Here is a 12,100-nt window from a genome sequence, read left to right as displayed (position 1 = left end):
TTGTAGATCATTTCGCACTGCCCACATCAGCGCCATTTTTGCCGTCCAGTCCGCAAAAAGTCCGCACCAGCTCGTCGGCAGCTCCGCGAGCACGCTCCGTGTCATCCATCCACAAATGGGTATAGGTATCCAACGTGGTCGATGCTGAGGCGTGCCCCAACAACTCCTGAACCGTCTTCACCCCTAACCCCTGCCTGATCAAATGGGACGCGTACAGGTGCCTGAGATCATGGAACCGGAACCCGAACGGGGCCATCGCCGCGCTGACATTATCGGACCTCCACATCTTCCCGGACGGGGTGAGGAACAACGGCCCATCCGGCGAGGAACGGTGCTTGAGCCGGTGTTGTCGAAGCCGCTGTAGTGTGGCCGTGGGCAGCGGTATGTCGCGCCGGGAGCTTTGCGTTTTCAGCTTTGCCCACCTGGCTTCCCCGGCTGGCTGGCCTTTGGTGTGTGAGGAGGCGGCTTGCTCAACGACCCGCACAATGTGTCGTCGGCGGTCAATGCTCCTCCATCTCAGCCCCGCGACTTCACTGGACCGCATGCCTGTGGATGCAGCCAGAATCACCATAGTGGCTAGTGTGTCTCGTCCTGTGGAGTCGCAAACCTGAATCAGGTTGTTGACTTGTTCCATTGTGGGGATGCGGTATTTTTCGACCGTATTTTTTGGGGCATGGCCTATGCTGACCCTATCGGTGGGGGCTGCGGCGAGTAGCCCGTCTTCGACGGCCATGTGTAGGCATCCGCATAGTTGCGTCCAATAGTTGCGTACGGTGTTGTTGGCCAGCCCGGTGTCCCCGGTGATCCAGGGGCGTCCGGTGCGTAGGTGAGCTACCCAGGCTCGTAGGAGCGCGGGGGTGATCTGGGTGATTTGTAGGGTGGCAAGGTCGCCGAGGTTTCGGCCTACTTGTTGGCGGACGGTGAGGGTTCCGGGGGTGGTGGCGGTTGCTTCCCACGTGGGCCAGAGCTGGTTGAGTGTGGGGGCGGTTTTCTCGTCGATCCATTCGCCGCGTCTGAGTGCGCGTTGTTGTTCTTGGAGGTGGGCTTTGGCTTGTTTTTGTGTGGGGAATGTTTTGGCGTGTTCTTTTCCGGTGTGGTCGCGGTAGCGGGCGACCCATTTGGTTTTGCCGGTGGGTGTGGTTCGTTTGCTGATGGCCATTGGTGTCTTCTGGCGGTGGTAGGGTTGTGGGTATAGCAAAACCTTTCTTTGGGTTTTGTGTTGGGTAGAGAACCTCTCACTGTTTGAACTAGTTTGGCGACTCTCAAACAGTGGGGGGTTCTTTTGTGCTTATAGGGGGATTATGCAGAAGGGTGGTCATCTCCGTTTTCTTCAGGTTCTTTACTTTTGTGATCGTCTTTGCTTCGTCCGTTGAGGAATGATTTGACTACTGGCCCAGCTGTGCCTAAGCCGCACAGAATTGCCCCGGTGATGGACTCAGGAGGATCCAGTAGAAAAAGCGAAACAAAAATCCCCAAAAATGATAAGAGACTTAACGCTGTTGCGACGTAAAGCCGGAGCTTAGCTTCCTTAATGGCGTAATCGAACGATTGCTTTGTGAGTTGTCGATCTTGAACCACGTCGTCGTGGGCGTCGTTCATGACACGTGTTCCTAGTCCAGGTTGAATGTCATTAAGCCGTTTAATCTCTGACGAGTGTGGTGTTGGCCCACTATATTGGGCCATTTCGAGGTGTGCAGGGCCTAGGGCTGGAATTCCAGGCAGGCCTGAGTGATTCGGTTCTGAATCGCTTGGTCGACCTTGTGGTAGGCCCGAAATGTCCGTGTTGCGTTTCTCTGATGCGCTTCGCGCTCTGCTTGTTTGATCCGTGGGGTTTGATTCATGTCGATCTGAGACATGTCCCTTAGGATTGCTCGGATCGTAGTCATGGTTCATACCGTACCTTAAAGTCGATGGGTTTTGTTTATCGTCATTGAGTTTTGTAAGGGTGGGGGGTTCTTTTGCTGATGGCCATTGGCGTCTTCTAGGTGTACCCCTTGTTCTGTGCCCCGGATCTGGGTTACACTCTTCATATAACCGGCGACAAGTCCTCCAGGGGAGGACTTCCCAGCTTGATAGCTGGGATAGCCGGTTTCAGCGTTTTCTAGCTTTTATTTATCGGCATCTTTGATGTCTTGGCTTGACGTGTTGCATGTTGCTGTCGCTCCGGCCCCGGTTGCCGTATTCGTGGCGAGTTCTTTGCCTTTCACTGAGATGGTGCACGTGATGGCTCCGTCACTTTGGGCACCATTCGTCGCGTTGAGCGTGGCGCCGAAATAGCCTTTGACGTTAACGTCTTTACTCCATCCTGCGGTCACAGCAGTGTCTTGGGCTTGTTCTGTGTCGCTGGTGCTGTAGGTGGCGATGGCGTCAGTAGTATCTCCGGTGATGGAGTATGTGATGGTGTGTTCAGTGTCTGCGTCGTCTTGTACTTGTTTAGCAGCGAAGCTGATTGCCACGATGATAATGACAATTATTGCGAGGATCGCGAGCGCGACCATGCATCCGATGCGCTTGTACCAGGGTTTCTTAGGCTCTTTGGCGTAAACAACCTGGGGAGCCTGAGCATTGTTGTCTGGGGTGGGTGTACTCACTGTTATCTAATTCCTTCTAGAGACAGGGGACTATGGGCGTTTTGCCAAACTCGGACTAGGTGTACGGTGACGCCTAGTTCTAGGGCGATCGCTCCTGGACAGGAACCATGGATGAGTTCGGCATCCATATATTCATCCTGACCAATGAGTAGATTAGCAGCCCAGGTATCGGCTTCGTGCTCTTGTCGTTCTTTAAACCATCCTTCAGCTTTGCTGTCGTGCCCGCAGATGGCGTGGCCTAGTTCGTGGGCGAGTGTGCAGCGGTAAGCAATTGGGTGAAGATTATTCCTTAGGCTGATGGTGTGGGTGTCGCTGTACCAGCGGCCTTTGTCGCCACCGGTGTGGGTGGTGATGGTGATGTTATGGGTTGCGGCGAGCATTTCGAGGTTAGGGGCCGTCTGAATAGTCATCATCTCCTGGCATTGGTTCGTCTGGTGAGTTGTCGGCGACGTAGGGGAGGTCCTCCTCGTCGGGTGTGACGTCACTATAGGCGGGGGGTGTGACATGGCGACGCTGCGCGAGTTCGTTGGTTTGGGTGCCGGGGTCGAAGTCTATGAGGGTGTCGTCGCCGTCGTTGGTGAAGAGGTAGCGGGCTTCGGGATCGGAACGGCGATTGATTTCGTCGAGGATTTGTTCGTTGGTGGCTTGTCGGAGGGCGTAGGGGATGGATACGCCTTCGGTTTCCCATTCGTTGATGTAGCCGGTTTCGATGAGGCCGGTGACGGGGGAACGCTCATACGCACGACACAACGCAATAACAGTTTCGGGCCGAATGTGTCCGCGTGAGAGTTGACGGGTAATCGTGCTCTGAGAATATCCAGATTTCTTAGCGGCCTGAGCCCGGGTGTCGTTGCCGATCAAATCGTCTAACCATAGCTCGAAGTTCATAAGTAAAAGCATACTGGCACTGTGTAAATATCTGCAATATTCGCTGGTAAAAGTCGCAACAGGGGTGTCGAAAGGGGGTAATGTAATATGGGGGTAGTTGCTAGATGTAATTTCAGCTGGCAGTATGTATTTCAGCACCGCAGAGAGCAGTGCTGAAAGGGGACAAGATGGAAGTCCTCCATCACGTCCTCGAAGGAATCTCACTCCTCAACCTGGTAATTACCTTCGTCTGGACCGCGCAGGACAGACCAAAAGGCAAACACCAGCGACGAAAGAGATACCGGAGAGGGCAAAGAAAGTAGCCCCCGGCGCTGGATACCAGAATTATCCAGCCCCGGCGGGCTACAGCCCCTAACACTACCACCACACAAGGAGAAAACATGAGGCTGCCGAGCTACTGGCCTTACCTGGGTTACTTGATCAGCATCGCTTTGTTTCTCGTAGCTAATTCGTCGAAATGGTACTTCGTGCTGGTCGCAGTGTGTACCTGCCTGACTGGAATCGCAGAGGAGACTCACAAATGAACGATCTCATCCCCATCCATGATGACAAAGAGGGGCGTAAAGCCGTCCTCGGGCGCGACCTACACCAATTCCTCAAAGTCAAGGCGAACTACATGGAGTGGTTTCCTCGGATGGTTGGCTACGGCTTCGAAGAGGGAAAGGACTTTATTCGAAAAATCGAAAAAAGCACCGGTGGTCGTCCGATGCAAGACCACATACTCACATTGGATATGGCCAAAGAGATAGCCATGATCCAACGCACAGACCGAGGCAAGCAAGCGCGGCAGTACTTCATCGAGGTCGAACGGCGCTACCAAGAGGGTGAGCTCTCCGAACTTGATGAAGCGAAACTCGTGCAACGTGCTCTCCAGGTCACTTATCGGCAAGTGCGAGAGCTAGAAGCAGCTAATGCGGAAATGGCCCCCAAGGCCGCTTATGTCGATACCTATGTGGCCGATGAGGACTTAATTCAGTTCCGCACACTAGCTAACCAGCTGAATATCGGTGAGCAGGACCTACGCGAGCTTCTCATTGAACATAACTGGATTTACCGCATCACCGGGAAACGCTGGTCAAACAAACGGGAAGCTGTGGTCACAGAAAACCAGTACCGGGCGCGCTCCGATAAGAAACGCTATTTCCGGCCCATTCCATGCCATGACGCTCCACGCATTAACGGTGAGGTGAAGCAAACACTGAAGATCACACCGATGGGTGCTGAGCGTATCGCCGCTGCGCTCAAACGGTGGGGTGGTGCTCAAACACAGTTACAAGGAGGAAATTATGACGACATCGACGCGGCCTAGGCCTGTATACCGGTTCCGGCCGGGTGCGTTGGATCACATCATGCGGTCGAGGAATTTGAGGACAGATTCGCAGCTTGCCGCATTGTTGCTGGTTTCTATTGATGAGTTGGCGCAGCTTCGGTCTGGTGCTGAGGTGACGCCTCGGTTTGCGTTGCGCGTGAGCACTTTGCAGGGTGATGAGAATTATGTTTCTGGGCTTTTTGACGTGGTTTACGACAGTGTCGCCGCATAAGAAATGCCCCCTCAAGGAGGTGAATCAATATGACCCCCGCCCTTGAAGCTCGAATTGGCGGAGTTGATGTTACGACCGGTGACGGTATCGTACTCATGTCCCTCGGAGACGAGTCTGCAGAGCTAGATATCGACGACGTTCAAGCCTTAGTGAAAACACTTAACGCCGCCGACTACCTAGTCAGACGTGGTTACTAGAGGATCATGGCATTTGGCCTAGTGGAACGTTCAGCTTTGCTCTTGAACAGCACATATGGAACAGCCTCTGAAAGATTTGCTGAGACTGACCCACTTTTTGTGTCCAAGGTGACGAGCCCGGGATGGATACCTTCCTGGATTTTGTCAACAACTAGTTGGTTCCGTTTAGTGTCCTCCAGCAGGAGTTCCTGGCCGGAAATGACAATCCTGAATCTCATTGGTTATCACCTCTCTTTCTAGCGCTAGTTGCGCTAAACGAGAGTCTATTCAGCTACAAGGAAGGAAAGATCATGCGGAAGGTCGCGAAACTCAAAATTGAGGCAGATTCGTTGGGAATCAACCTCAACATTGATGATGCCCCGGAGGGGATTCTCATTGAGTACGAGATTGTGCCGAAAGTTGCTAAAGCGGTACTGGCCGAGATCCTGGACCGACACAATGCAGCCCAGGACCCGTAGACATTAGCTACTTCGACTTCTTAGACCGAGTTTCAGTAACCGTGGTCTTTGGATGTCGAGCAGCTGTGGAGGCCTTGACGAATCGTCCGGAGATAGCGCTCCGGTTGACTGTGGCCTTGCCGTTGCCAGCACGTTTGCTCATACCTTTTCACCTCTCTTTCTAGCGCTAGCTGCGCTGGTTGAGAGCCTACCCACCTAAGGAGGTGAACATTATGCGACTAGACCCAAGGTCATAGAAGAAGCGATGAACAGAACCGGTGCGCGATCGGTTGATGAACTCGGATGGAAGTTCCTCAACAAGACCGGTGCCACCGTTCGGAATTACGTCAGCGGTAAGAGCATGCCGACGGTACCCACCCTGATGATCCTGAAGCGGATTACGCAGCATCCACTTGACCAGATGGTCGTAGAAGACAACTCAATCGCTGCGTAGGAGAGGAAGAGATGAGTTCCCGAATTGAATACAAAAACTTTGTTATCAGCTCCGACGGTGAGCAGGTAGAGATTGCCACCGCCGGAGGTGAGAGGGTCACGGTTGACCATGGCGATGTCGTTGCCGTGACCAATGCTATGCAGACGCTAAAGCAGTTGGTTGGCTAGCGCCCTTCTAGCACGTTGCGGATAGTTTCGAGCAACTCAGCCTGAGTTCGTAGTTCGTCTTCGATGTGTCCGAGACGGTCTTCGATAGAGCTGAGCATCATATTTTGACTCGTGTTATCCGCAATTGATTGAAGCAGATCGACAACTTTCTGATCCACAGTGATCACCTCCTCCCTGGGGATGTGTCCCACAGGGAAGAGGCTACTCAAATCAATAGAAAATGCCCCGGCGGTAACCGGGGCAGGGAGTTCCAAAGGAGGAACAAAAATGAAGCAGTTAGTAACTATACCAGTTCCGGGTGCTAACGCGGAACTGAAAGCCACTCAGGTAGACGGTAAAGAGTGGGCCAGCATAACCCACGTATGTGAAGTATTGGGGATCGACAGCAAGTCGCAGCGACGCAAACTCCATGACAAGTCGTGGGCCTGCGGGGTCATGATGACCCTTCAGGTATCCGGGCAGGGACGTGAGGTGTTCATGGTTGATCGTCGCACGCTCACTATGTGGTTAGCCACCATCGACACCAACCGCGTCGCCCCGGAAGCCCGCCCCACACTTGAAGCGTTCCAGAACGAAGCAGCAGACGCGCTCGACCGCTACTTCAACGAAGGCGGGGCGATCAACCCCCGGGCGACTGAGCACCAGCACAAGGCGTTGATGTTTGAGCTGCGCTCACAGATGGAGCTAGCCCAGGCGGCGAAAGGCCTTATCCACGACGATTTCCTGGAGGCGAAGGCCCGGATCATTCTGGCCCGGGGGATGGGGGAGACCCCACAGTTGGACCCGGCCCGGAAACCGCTGTATGTGCAGGATTTCCTCAAGAGCAAGGGCTTGTCGAAGAAACAGTTGCAGGCGAAGGCCCCCATGTTTGGAAAGCGGTTGAAGGCTGCGTGGACGGATGCTCATGGCGTGGTTCCGCAGAAGGTTCCGATGGAGTTACCCAATGGCCGGGTGATTGAAGCCTACGGCTACACGGAGGCGGACCGCCCGCTCATGGAGCAGGTCTGGGACGAATATTTCGCCGTCACCGCCTAAAAGGAAAAGAGGATAAGGATCATGGAAAAACAAAACATTGAATACGACTACACGAATAGGGATGCTCTGCTCTACCTGATCAACCATGCGTCCGGCTGCTTGGACGCTGCGATAAAGGAAATATGCGGTGTGAGTACGGGCAATATGGTCGGTGTTGAGGATTTGCCGCCGCATTTGGAGACGGCAGTGTCGATACTCGACGGTGTAGGCAATCAGCTGCTTAGGGAGAAAGAGAAGCCTCATCTGCGCGGCATCAGGAACTACTCTAACGGCGTTCCAGTGGAATACGTCTATAAGGGTGAGCCGGTTACTGATCCTGAGGGGAATACGTATCGGCCTGAGTGTGTGACCAACGTTCGCCCTAGCGGCCGTATCGACGTGCCTATCCCGGCCGACCAAGAACCATGGTGGTGGTGAACATGATGCTCACCACTTTAGAGACTAAAAGCGCTGCCCGTCTCCTCGAAGATCTTCTCGCGCTGTTTGCTCAGTGGGGTGAGCCACTGGACAGTCACTACGACATTAAATTTCAACGGAAAGTCAAGAGGCGGAATCCCCATGTGCCCTTCCCACGGCCTTCTGGACGACGCGCGGTACCGATCCTGTTCGGCAAGGAATTCCGCTTTGTGGCGTCGGAGCTTATCGAGAAGTTTCGGCAACGCTATGTTGACACTGCCCCCGGGCTTTATATCGACCGGGCCGTGAAGGATGTGTTCCCCGTCTACAGCCACGGCGATGCTGACGTGAAGGGCTTCATCATGGCCGGTGTTAGTGACTTGGCAGGTGCTCGGCTCTACCCAATCGTAGTCCCAGCTGACGTTATTGACTTCAGTGTCTCTCTGCTCGGCTCGAAGGCTGATCGTGTTCGCTTCTTGTGCGAGTTGGCGTGCATCTATCGCGATGCGGTTCGCTTCGGTAGCCAGAGTGTTCGAGTTGAGCGCGGCCTGGTGGGTTCGTTGCGAAATATCGTTGGCCTTCTTCGAGTCGTGTTTGGCGAGTATTGCGACGATGAGTCCGCCGATGCCGGTGGCGGTTCCGATGGCGCCGATGATGATTGACCACCAGTTCATGGTGGGGATTTTACAGGAACAAGTTTCAAGCCCCCCGCTGTGGGGCGAGGGGCAAGAGAGAATTACAACAAGGAAAGGTTATCACATGAAGACGAAGGGTTTGGTGCGCAGGGCGTACACGGTGGCGGAGGTGTCCGAGATTAGCGGCATCCCCAAACAGACGCTGTATGGGCAGGTGAGGGAGGGGCGTTGTCCTGAGCTTCGCCCTGTTCGGTGTGGAACTCGGACGGTGTTCCCGAAGGCTCATATTGACAAGTTGTTCGGTGTTGAGGAGTCGAATTTGTAGTTCGTGCGGTGTGTGGTTCGTGTTGTGGGGAAGCCGCGCGAACAAGGAAAAGGAAAGGAGGTTGATTGAGTTGAGGGGATTAAGGCTGAAAATTCCTTTAGACGCTGAGCTTGGTTGTTGTCTTTGGTGTGGAAACCCTCTTGAGTACAACGGGCGTGGTCGGAAACCGAAGTATTGCTCTAGATCGTGTAGGCAGCGCGCATATGAGTGTCGAGTAAGCGGCAATATTGGATTATTTGAGCACTTGAAGCAATTTCACACTTGCTATTTATGTGGGAAGCCTCTCGATTGGTCAGACCCTCTAGGGGTTTGCGTTGACCATGTTATCCCAACGATTCGTGGCGGCATGACTATTCCAGAGAATCTTCGTCCTGTTCATGTGGAATGTAATGCGATTAAGGGTGAGAAGCTCTTAGATCCTTCTGAGTTTGGTCTCAGGTGATTGCCTCATTCGATGTTGTGTGGCTAGACGTGTGTCGTTTTGTTTCGACACATTCGTCACAGCGCACCCTATAAAACATACAAGCGTTGTTTCGTCACATTGTTTCGTCACATTAGCCCTACGAGTAAGACTCCCCTCGGATTCGTGATCTGGGTAGGGCACAAGGGTTTAACAGCCCGGTGTTATTTGATTAATCGCATAGTGAATAGCCCTGTGGGATACGGGGAGCGAGCGTGTTTCTTAGATCGCGATGACCTTCCTACACCTGCTGCTGGCGTCGGCCGTGGTGGAGGGAACGACACAGGGTGTTAACAGACGATAGACGATTTTTTGGGGTGGCGCTGGTGTGCCCGTGCAACAAGGTATCGCGGGGTGGTCAACGCACTACGGCCACTTGTGGGGTTCGATTCCCCACCCACCCACAAGGGGACTTTGTGTCCCCTGATGTGCAAGGAGGCCCCGCGGTATGGATATGGCTATCAATGCGTGGGGCCTCCTATCCACAGACCAATAGGAAAGGAGTCTGCAGTGGGAAAGCATACAGAACGGTTGGCGAGTACTCCACTCAACCGTGGGGGGTTGACTCGTGATGAAGAGGTTGTGAAGTCGATGGTGGATCACCCGGCCGGGAGACGTTGCCACGGCGATGAGGAGGAGCTGGACTTGCCGTTCCTTAATGATGGGGATGAGCCGTGGCGGGTTCCGTTGGAGTGGATTTTTGACGGGTTTTGCCTGCTTGTGGCGTTGATTTTGTTGTTCGTTTCGATTACTACGTTTGGGGTGCTGTAGCGGTGGATGGTTTACCTTTTGAAGTTCTTTCGTTTGATGATGAGCAGGAGTGGCTGGAAGCTAGGAAGCAGTATTTTACAGCGACGATGATGGCTGATCTGGCGACGGGCAGCTCGGCTGCGTGTGAGAAAGTCTACCGGGATCGGCATGGTTTGAGTAAGCCGTTTGCGGGTAATTCGTATACGCAGTGGGGGCATGAGCGGGAGCCGGTGTTGGTGAATTACGCGCGGGAGCATGTGGACTCGAGGTTGGTTCACAGCGCCGACCTTTACGTCTCAACAGAGATAGAAGACGCTGCTTGCACCCCGGACGCTGTGGGTTGCCGTGAGGATGGCACTGTTGCGGTGTTGGCTGAGGCGAAGACCACCAAGAACATGTGGTGGAAGCGTGAGGATGTTCCAGACCGCTACTTGTGGCAGATCCAGTGGCAGTTGTTGGTGACGGGGGCTGAGGCGTGTGTGCTGGTGTTTGAGTATCACGAGGATTTCGAGCCACGCGGGATTGACCGTTTCCTCATTCGCCCGGATCAGGACATGCAGGAAAGGCTTTTGGCTTTGTTGGCCCAGCAGCGGGATTTTGAGGCCGATCATGTGGAGGCCCGGTTGCCTGATTTCTTTGCTGATCGTGTCCGTGAGTTGTCGAAGCTGAAGGAGCAGGCCCGTGAGCTGGAGGATGAGCTTAAAGCGGAGATCAGGGAGTTCACGGGCGGGGAGGATTTCAGTTATTCGGATGATGATGTGCAGGTAACGCTGTCGACGCCTAAGCCGTCGGCCCGGTTTCAAACTTCTGAGTTTAAGAAGGCGGAGCCTGAGCTGTATGAGCGGTTTGTTAAGGCGGGTAAGGCCCCGGCTCAGCGGGTCACGTTGAAGTGGAAAGGTGCAGCATAATGGCCAAAATTTCGCTGGAAAACTACGAGCCTGTCGAGGAGCGCATACTGCGCTTTAAGAAAGAGCACCCGAATTTCCGTTGCCTTACGGAACTTACTTATGAGGGTGATCCGGGTAGTACACGGTGGATCATTAAGGCAAGTATCTGGCGTGACGCTGAGAATGTGGGGATGCCGGATGCGACCGGTTATGCCTTTGAGATTGACGGGGCGGGCATGGCGCAGCGGACTGCGGCGTTGGAGACGTGTGAGACGTCGGCTATTGGGCGTGCGTTGGCGAATCTTGGGTATGGGGGTAATCGTCGTGTCACCCGTGAGGAGATGCGGAAGGTGAAGCGGGATGAGGACCGCCGGTTGATTGTTGACCGGTTGAAGTCGGTGCCTGATGTGGGGGCTTTGCGCGCGTTGTGGGAGGACGCGAAGGCTGCTGAGGTGACCGACCAGTCATTATGGCAGGCGTTTAAGAAACGCACCGAGCAGTTGGAAGGTGGCGGTCCGGGTGAGTGAGTATGCGCCGTTGAATCCGGTTCAGATTGAGCAGCAGATCAGTGAGGCGGTGACCCAGATTTCGCGATCTATTCGCCCGGTCAGTGAGGCGTATAACACCTGGCAGAAGGCGGAGCTTGATTTTAAGGCGGCGTTTGCCAGGGTGTTTCTTGATGCTGATGGGCCGATGGAGGAGCGTAAGCAGCGTGCTGTGGCCGGGACGGTGGATGAGGCGTTAGCTGCGCGTGTTGCTGAGGGTGAGTATAAGCGTCTGTTGGATTTTCAGCGGTCGTTTCGTGATCAGTTGTCGGCGTTGCAGTCGGTGCAGAAGTCGGTGAATGCGGCGTATCAGGCGGCGGGTCACGATGGGTAGAAAGAAAATGCCGCAGGACGTTTACCGCATTGTGTTTGACCGTGCCGGGGGCCGGTGTGAGGCAATGGTGTTTCCGGTGTGTACGGGGCGGGCTGAGCAGTTTCACCACCGTAAGTACAGGTCGCGTGGTGGGGAACACACGGTCACATGTGGACTTGCGATCTGTAAGGCTTGCCATGATTGGATTCATGCCCACCCGCGAGAGTCAGCTCAGATTGGGTTGAGTGTTCATTCGTGGCAGGAGCCGTGCGATGTGCCTGTTCACTATAGGGGAAGGCCCGCTGTTTTGGATGATGCGGGCGGGGTGACGTATTCGATCATGGAGGAATAACACCACCCCTGTTGTGTGAACTTTCTTTTTGGGTGGGGTAGTTGCGTGCGCTTTGTCGTGGTGACTACCTCACCCTTTTTTATCGAACAATTGTACTAATTTTGGAGGTTGTTATGAAGTCGTGGAT

24 protein-coding genes are annotated in these 12,100 nt (G+C 54.2%); 15 read left to right on the top strand and 9 right to left on the bottom strand.

What is annotated here, in order from left to right; all coding sequences use genetic code 11:
- Nucleotides 1-7 precede the first annotated feature (7 nt).
- The 6 genes from I6J23_RS00245 to I6J23_RS00220 all read right to left on the bottom strand — a co-directional run bounded on the left by I6J23_RS00245 (nucleotide 8) and on the right by I6J23_RS00220 (nucleotide 3,479).
- A complete protein-coding gene (locus I6J23_RS00245; RefSeq protein WP_204582074.1) occupies nucleotides 8-1,159 on the bottom strand; it encodes a tyrosine-type recombinase/integrase in 1,152 nt (383 codons plus the stop codon).
- Nucleotides 1,160-1,299: 140 nt separating this feature from the next.
- Complete coding sequence (locus I6J23_RS00240) at nucleotides 1,300-1,599, bottom strand: hypothetical protein (RefSeq protein ID WP_204582073.1); 300 nt, start codon at nucleotides 1,597-1,599, stop codon at nucleotides 1,300-1,302.
- Between the two features lie 101 nt (nucleotides 1,600-1,700).
- Nucleotides 1,701-1,856, bottom strand: a complete 156-nt coding sequence (locus tag I6J23_RS00235) for a hypothetical protein (protein WP_204582072.1) — start codon at nucleotides 1,854-1,856, stop codon at nucleotides 1,701-1,703.
- Nucleotides 1,857-2,108: 252 nt separating this feature from the next.
- Nucleotides 2,109-2,591, bottom strand: coding sequence for a hypothetical protein (locus I6J23_RS00230; RefSeq protein WP_204582071.1), 483 nt, complete (start codon nucleotides 2,589-2,591; stop codon nucleotides 2,109-2,111).
- Nucleotides 2,592-2,593: 2 nt separating this feature from the next.
- Nucleotides 2,594-3,004: an ImmA/IrrE family metallo-endopeptidase gene (locus I6J23_RS00225; protein ID WP_204582070.1), complete on the bottom strand. Its 411-nt coding sequence runs from the start codon at nucleotides 3,002-3,004 to the stop codon at nucleotides 2,594-2,596.
- Complete coding sequence (locus I6J23_RS00220) at nucleotides 2,979-3,479, bottom strand: helix-turn-helix domain-containing protein (protein WP_204582069.1); 501 nt, start codon at nucleotides 3,477-3,479, stop codon at nucleotides 2,979-2,981. Before I6J23_RS00220 ends, I6J23_RS00225 begins: the two co-directional genes overlap by 26 nt.
- A gap of 520 nt (nucleotides 3,480-3,999) precedes the next feature.
- Between I6J23_RS00220 and I6J23_RS00215 the strand changes: the two genes are divergently transcribed.
- The 3 genes from I6J23_RS00215 to I6J23_RS00205 are packed head-to-tail and all read left to right on the top strand — an operon-like array spanning nucleotide 4,000 to nucleotide 5,217.
- Nucleotides 4,000-4,788, top strand: coding sequence for an antA/AntB antirepressor family protein (locus I6J23_RS00215; RefSeq protein ID WP_204582068.1), 789 nt, complete (start codon nucleotides 4,000-4,002; stop codon nucleotides 4,786-4,788).
- Nucleotides 4,766-5,020 (top strand): hypothetical protein, encoded by a 255-nt coding sequence (locus I6J23_RS00210; protein WP_204582067.1) that lies wholly within the window; start codon nucleotides 4,766-4,768, stop codon nucleotides 5,018-5,020. Before I6J23_RS00215 ends, I6J23_RS00210 begins: the two co-directional genes overlap by 23 nt.
- Nucleotides 5,021-5,049: 29 nt before the next feature.
- Nucleotides 5,050-5,217: a hypothetical protein gene (locus I6J23_RS00205; RefSeq protein ID WP_204582066.1), complete on the top strand. Its 168-nt coding sequence runs from the start codon at nucleotides 5,050-5,052 to the stop codon at nucleotides 5,215-5,217.
- Here the strand turns inward: I6J23_RS00205 and I6J23_RS00200 are convergent.
- Nucleotides 5,214-5,435 carry a hypothetical protein gene (locus tag I6J23_RS00200; protein ID WP_204582065.1) on the bottom strand — a complete coding sequence of 74 codons (222 nt, stop codon included), beginning with the start codon at nucleotides 5,433-5,435 and terminating at the stop codon, nucleotides 5,214-5,216. The two genes, I6J23_RS00205 and I6J23_RS00200, sit on opposite strands and share 4 nt — an antisense overlap.
- A 72-nt stretch (nucleotides 5,436-5,507) precedes the next feature.
- Between I6J23_RS00200 and I6J23_RS00195 the strand changes: the two genes are divergently transcribed.
- Nucleotides 5,508-5,675, top strand: a complete 168-nt coding sequence (locus tag I6J23_RS00195) for a hypothetical protein (protein WP_204582064.1) — start codon at nucleotides 5,508-5,510, stop codon at nucleotides 5,673-5,675.
- 7 nt (nucleotides 5,676-5,682) lie between these two features.
- On the opposite strand, the gene I6J23_RS10795 is transcribed toward I6J23_RS00195, so the two are convergent.
- Nucleotides 5,683-5,817, bottom strand: a complete 135-nt coding sequence (locus tag I6J23_RS10795; protein ID WP_275431235.1) for a hypothetical protein — start codon at nucleotides 5,815-5,817, stop codon at nucleotides 5,683-5,685.
- Nucleotides 5,818-5,919: 102 nt separating this feature from the next.
- Between I6J23_RS10795 and I6J23_RS00190 the strand changes: the two genes are divergently transcribed.
- Together I6J23_RS00190 and I6J23_RS00185 are read left to right on the top strand one after the other, a co-directional pair.
- Nucleotides 5,920-6,108, top strand: coding sequence for a hypothetical protein (locus tag I6J23_RS00190; RefSeq protein ID WP_204582063.1), 189 nt, complete (start codon nucleotides 5,920-5,922; stop codon nucleotides 6,106-6,108).
- Nucleotides 6,109-6,119: 11 nt separating this feature from the next.
- Entirely contained in the window at nucleotides 6,120-6,275 is a 156-nt protein-coding gene (locus I6J23_RS00185) for a hypothetical protein (protein ID WP_160296110.1), read from the top strand.
- Here the strand turns inward: I6J23_RS00185 and I6J23_RS00180 are convergent.
- Entirely contained in the window at nucleotides 6,272-6,433 is a 162-nt protein-coding gene (locus I6J23_RS00180) for a hypothetical protein (protein ID WP_204582062.1), read from the bottom strand. The two genes, I6J23_RS00185 and I6J23_RS00180, sit on opposite strands and share 4 nt — an antisense overlap.
- Before the next feature lie 109 nt (nucleotides 6,434-6,542).
- Here I6J23_RS00180 and I6J23_RS00175 point away from each other — a divergent pair, with 109 nt between their 5' ends.
- The 9 genes from I6J23_RS00175 to I6J23_RS00135 all read left to right on the top strand — a co-directional run bounded on the left by I6J23_RS00175 (nucleotide 6,543) and on the right by I6J23_RS00135 (nucleotide 11,642).
- Nucleotides 6,543-7,310 (top strand): phage antirepressor N-terminal domain-containing protein, encoded by a 768-nt coding sequence (locus tag I6J23_RS00175; protein ID WP_204582061.1) that lies wholly within the window; start codon nucleotides 6,543-6,545, stop codon nucleotides 7,308-7,310.
- A 21-nt stretch (nucleotides 7,311-7,331) separates the two neighbouring features.
- The gene (locus tag I6J23_RS00170) at nucleotides 7,332-7,727 is read left to right on the top strand and encodes a hypothetical protein (RefSeq protein ID WP_204582060.1); all 396 of its coding nucleotides are present in this window, start codon (nucleotides 7,332-7,334) and stop codon (nucleotides 7,725-7,727) included.
- A 2-nt stretch (nucleotides 7,728-7,729) separates the two neighbouring features.
- Complete coding sequence (locus I6J23_RS00165; protein ID WP_204582059.1) at nucleotides 7,730-8,368, top strand: hypothetical protein; 639 nt, start codon at nucleotides 7,730-7,732, stop codon at nucleotides 8,366-8,368.
- A 97-nt stretch (nucleotides 8,369-8,465) separates the two neighbouring features.
- Nucleotides 8,466-8,666, top strand: coding sequence for a helix-turn-helix domain-containing protein (locus tag I6J23_RS00160; protein ID WP_204582058.1), 201 nt, complete (start codon nucleotides 8,466-8,468; stop codon nucleotides 8,664-8,666).
- Nucleotides 8,596-9,108 (top strand): HNH endonuclease, encoded by a 513-nt coding sequence (locus tag I6J23_RS10860; protein ID WP_430516394.1) that lies wholly within the window; start codon nucleotides 8,596-8,598, stop codon nucleotides 9,106-9,108. The genes I6J23_RS00160 and I6J23_RS10860 overlap by 71 nt, the downstream gene beginning before the upstream one ends.
- Nucleotides 9,109-9,636: 528 nt before the next feature.
- Nucleotides 9,637-9,897: a hypothetical protein gene (locus I6J23_RS00150; RefSeq protein ID WP_204582056.1), complete on the top strand. Its 261-nt coding sequence runs from the start codon at nucleotides 9,637-9,639 to the stop codon at nucleotides 9,895-9,897.
- Between the two features lie 2 nt (nucleotides 9,898-9,899).
- Nucleotides 9,900-10,784, top strand: a complete 885-nt coding sequence (locus I6J23_RS00145; protein ID WP_204582055.1) for a YqaJ viral recombinase family protein — start codon at nucleotides 9,900-9,902, stop codon at nucleotides 10,782-10,784.
- Nucleotides 10,784-11,290, top strand: a complete 507-nt coding sequence (locus tag I6J23_RS00140; RefSeq protein WP_204582054.1) for a hypothetical protein — start codon at nucleotides 10,784-10,786, stop codon at nucleotides 11,288-11,290. Before I6J23_RS00145 ends, I6J23_RS00140 begins: the two co-directional genes overlap by 1 nt.
- Entirely contained in the window at nucleotides 11,283-11,642 is a 360-nt protein-coding gene (locus tag I6J23_RS00135) for a hypothetical protein (RefSeq protein ID WP_204088062.1), read from the top strand. The genes I6J23_RS00140 and I6J23_RS00135 overlap by 8 nt, the downstream gene beginning before the upstream one ends.
- Nucleotides 11,643-12,100 lie beyond the last annotated feature (458 nt).

Source organism: Corynebacterium kroppenstedtii (assembly GCF_016894245.1).
In the GTDB taxonomy this organism is placed as follows: Bacteria; Actinomycetota; Actinomycetes; order Mycobacteriales; family Mycobacteriaceae; genus Corynebacterium.
The sequence above is the reverse complement of the archived record's forward strand: the minus strand, read 5'-3'. Positions and strand labels throughout refer to the sequence as shown.

Coding starts and splice junctions, on each gene's coding strand:
- I6J23_RS00240 (WP_204582073.1), bottom strand. CDS start 1,599: ATGAACGACGCCCACGACGACGTGGTTCAAGATCGACAACTCACAAAG.
- I6J23_RS00160 (WP_204582058.1), top strand. CDS start 8,466: ATGAAGACGAAGGGTTTGGTGCGCAGGGCGTACACGGTGGCGGAGGTG.
- I6J23_RS00205 (WP_204582066.1), top strand. CDS start 5,050: ATGACCCCCGCCCTTGAAGCTCGAATTGGCGGAGTTGATGTTACGACC.
- I6J23_RS00140 (WP_204582054.1), top strand. CDS start 10,784: ATGGCCAAAATTTCGCTGGAAAACTACGAGCCTGTCGAGGAGCGCATA.
- I6J23_RS00200 (WP_204582065.1), bottom strand. CDS start 5,435: ATGAGATTCAGGATTGTCATTTCCGGCCAGGAACTCCTGCTGGAGGAC.
- I6J23_RS00195 (WP_204582064.1), top strand. CDS start 5,508: ATGCGGAAGGTCGCGAAACTCAAAATTGAGGCAGATTCGTTGGGAATC.
- I6J23_RS00170 (WP_204582060.1), top strand. CDS start 7,332: ATGGAAAAACAAAACATTGAATACGACTACACGAATAGGGATGCTCTG.
- I6J23_RS00235 (WP_204582072.1), bottom strand. CDS start 1,856: ATGTCTCAGATCGACATGAATCAAACCCCACGGATCAAACAAGCAGAG.
- I6J23_RS00165 (WP_204582059.1), top strand. CDS start 7,730: ATGATGCTCACCACTTTAGAGACTAAAAGCGCTGCCCGTCTCCTCGAA.
- I6J23_RS00225 (WP_204582070.1), bottom strand. CDS start 3,004: ATGATGACTATTCAGACGGCCCCTAACCTCGAAATGCTCGCCGCAACC.
- I6J23_RS00220 (WP_204582069.1), bottom strand. CDS start 3,479: ATGAACTTCGAGCTATGGTTAGACGATTTGATCGGCAACGACACCCGG.
- I6J23_RS00210 (WP_204582067.1), top strand. CDS start 4,766: ATGACGACATCGACGCGGCCTAGGCCTGTATACCGGTTCCGGCCGGGT.
- I6J23_RS00215 (WP_204582068.1), top strand. CDS start 4,000: ATGAACGATCTCATCCCCATCCATGATGACAAAGAGGGGCGTAAAGCC.
- I6J23_RS00245 (WP_204582074.1), bottom strand. CDS start 1,159: ATGGCCATCAGCAAACGAACCACACCCACCGGCAAAACCAAATGGGTC.
- I6J23_RS00185 (WP_160296110.1), top strand. CDS start 6,120: ATGAGTTCCCGAATTGAATACAAAAACTTTGTTATCAGCTCCGACGGT.
- I6J23_RS10795 (WP_275431235.1), bottom strand. CDS start 5,817: ATGAGCAAACGTGCTGGCAACGGCAAGGCCACAGTCAACCGGAGCGCT.
- I6J23_RS00190 (WP_204582063.1), top strand. CDS start 5,920: ATGAACAGAACCGGTGCGCGATCGGTTGATGAACTCGGATGGAAGTTC.
- I6J23_RS00175 (WP_204582061.1), top strand. CDS start 6,543: ATGAAGCAGTTAGTAACTATACCAGTTCCGGGTGCTAACGCGGAACTG.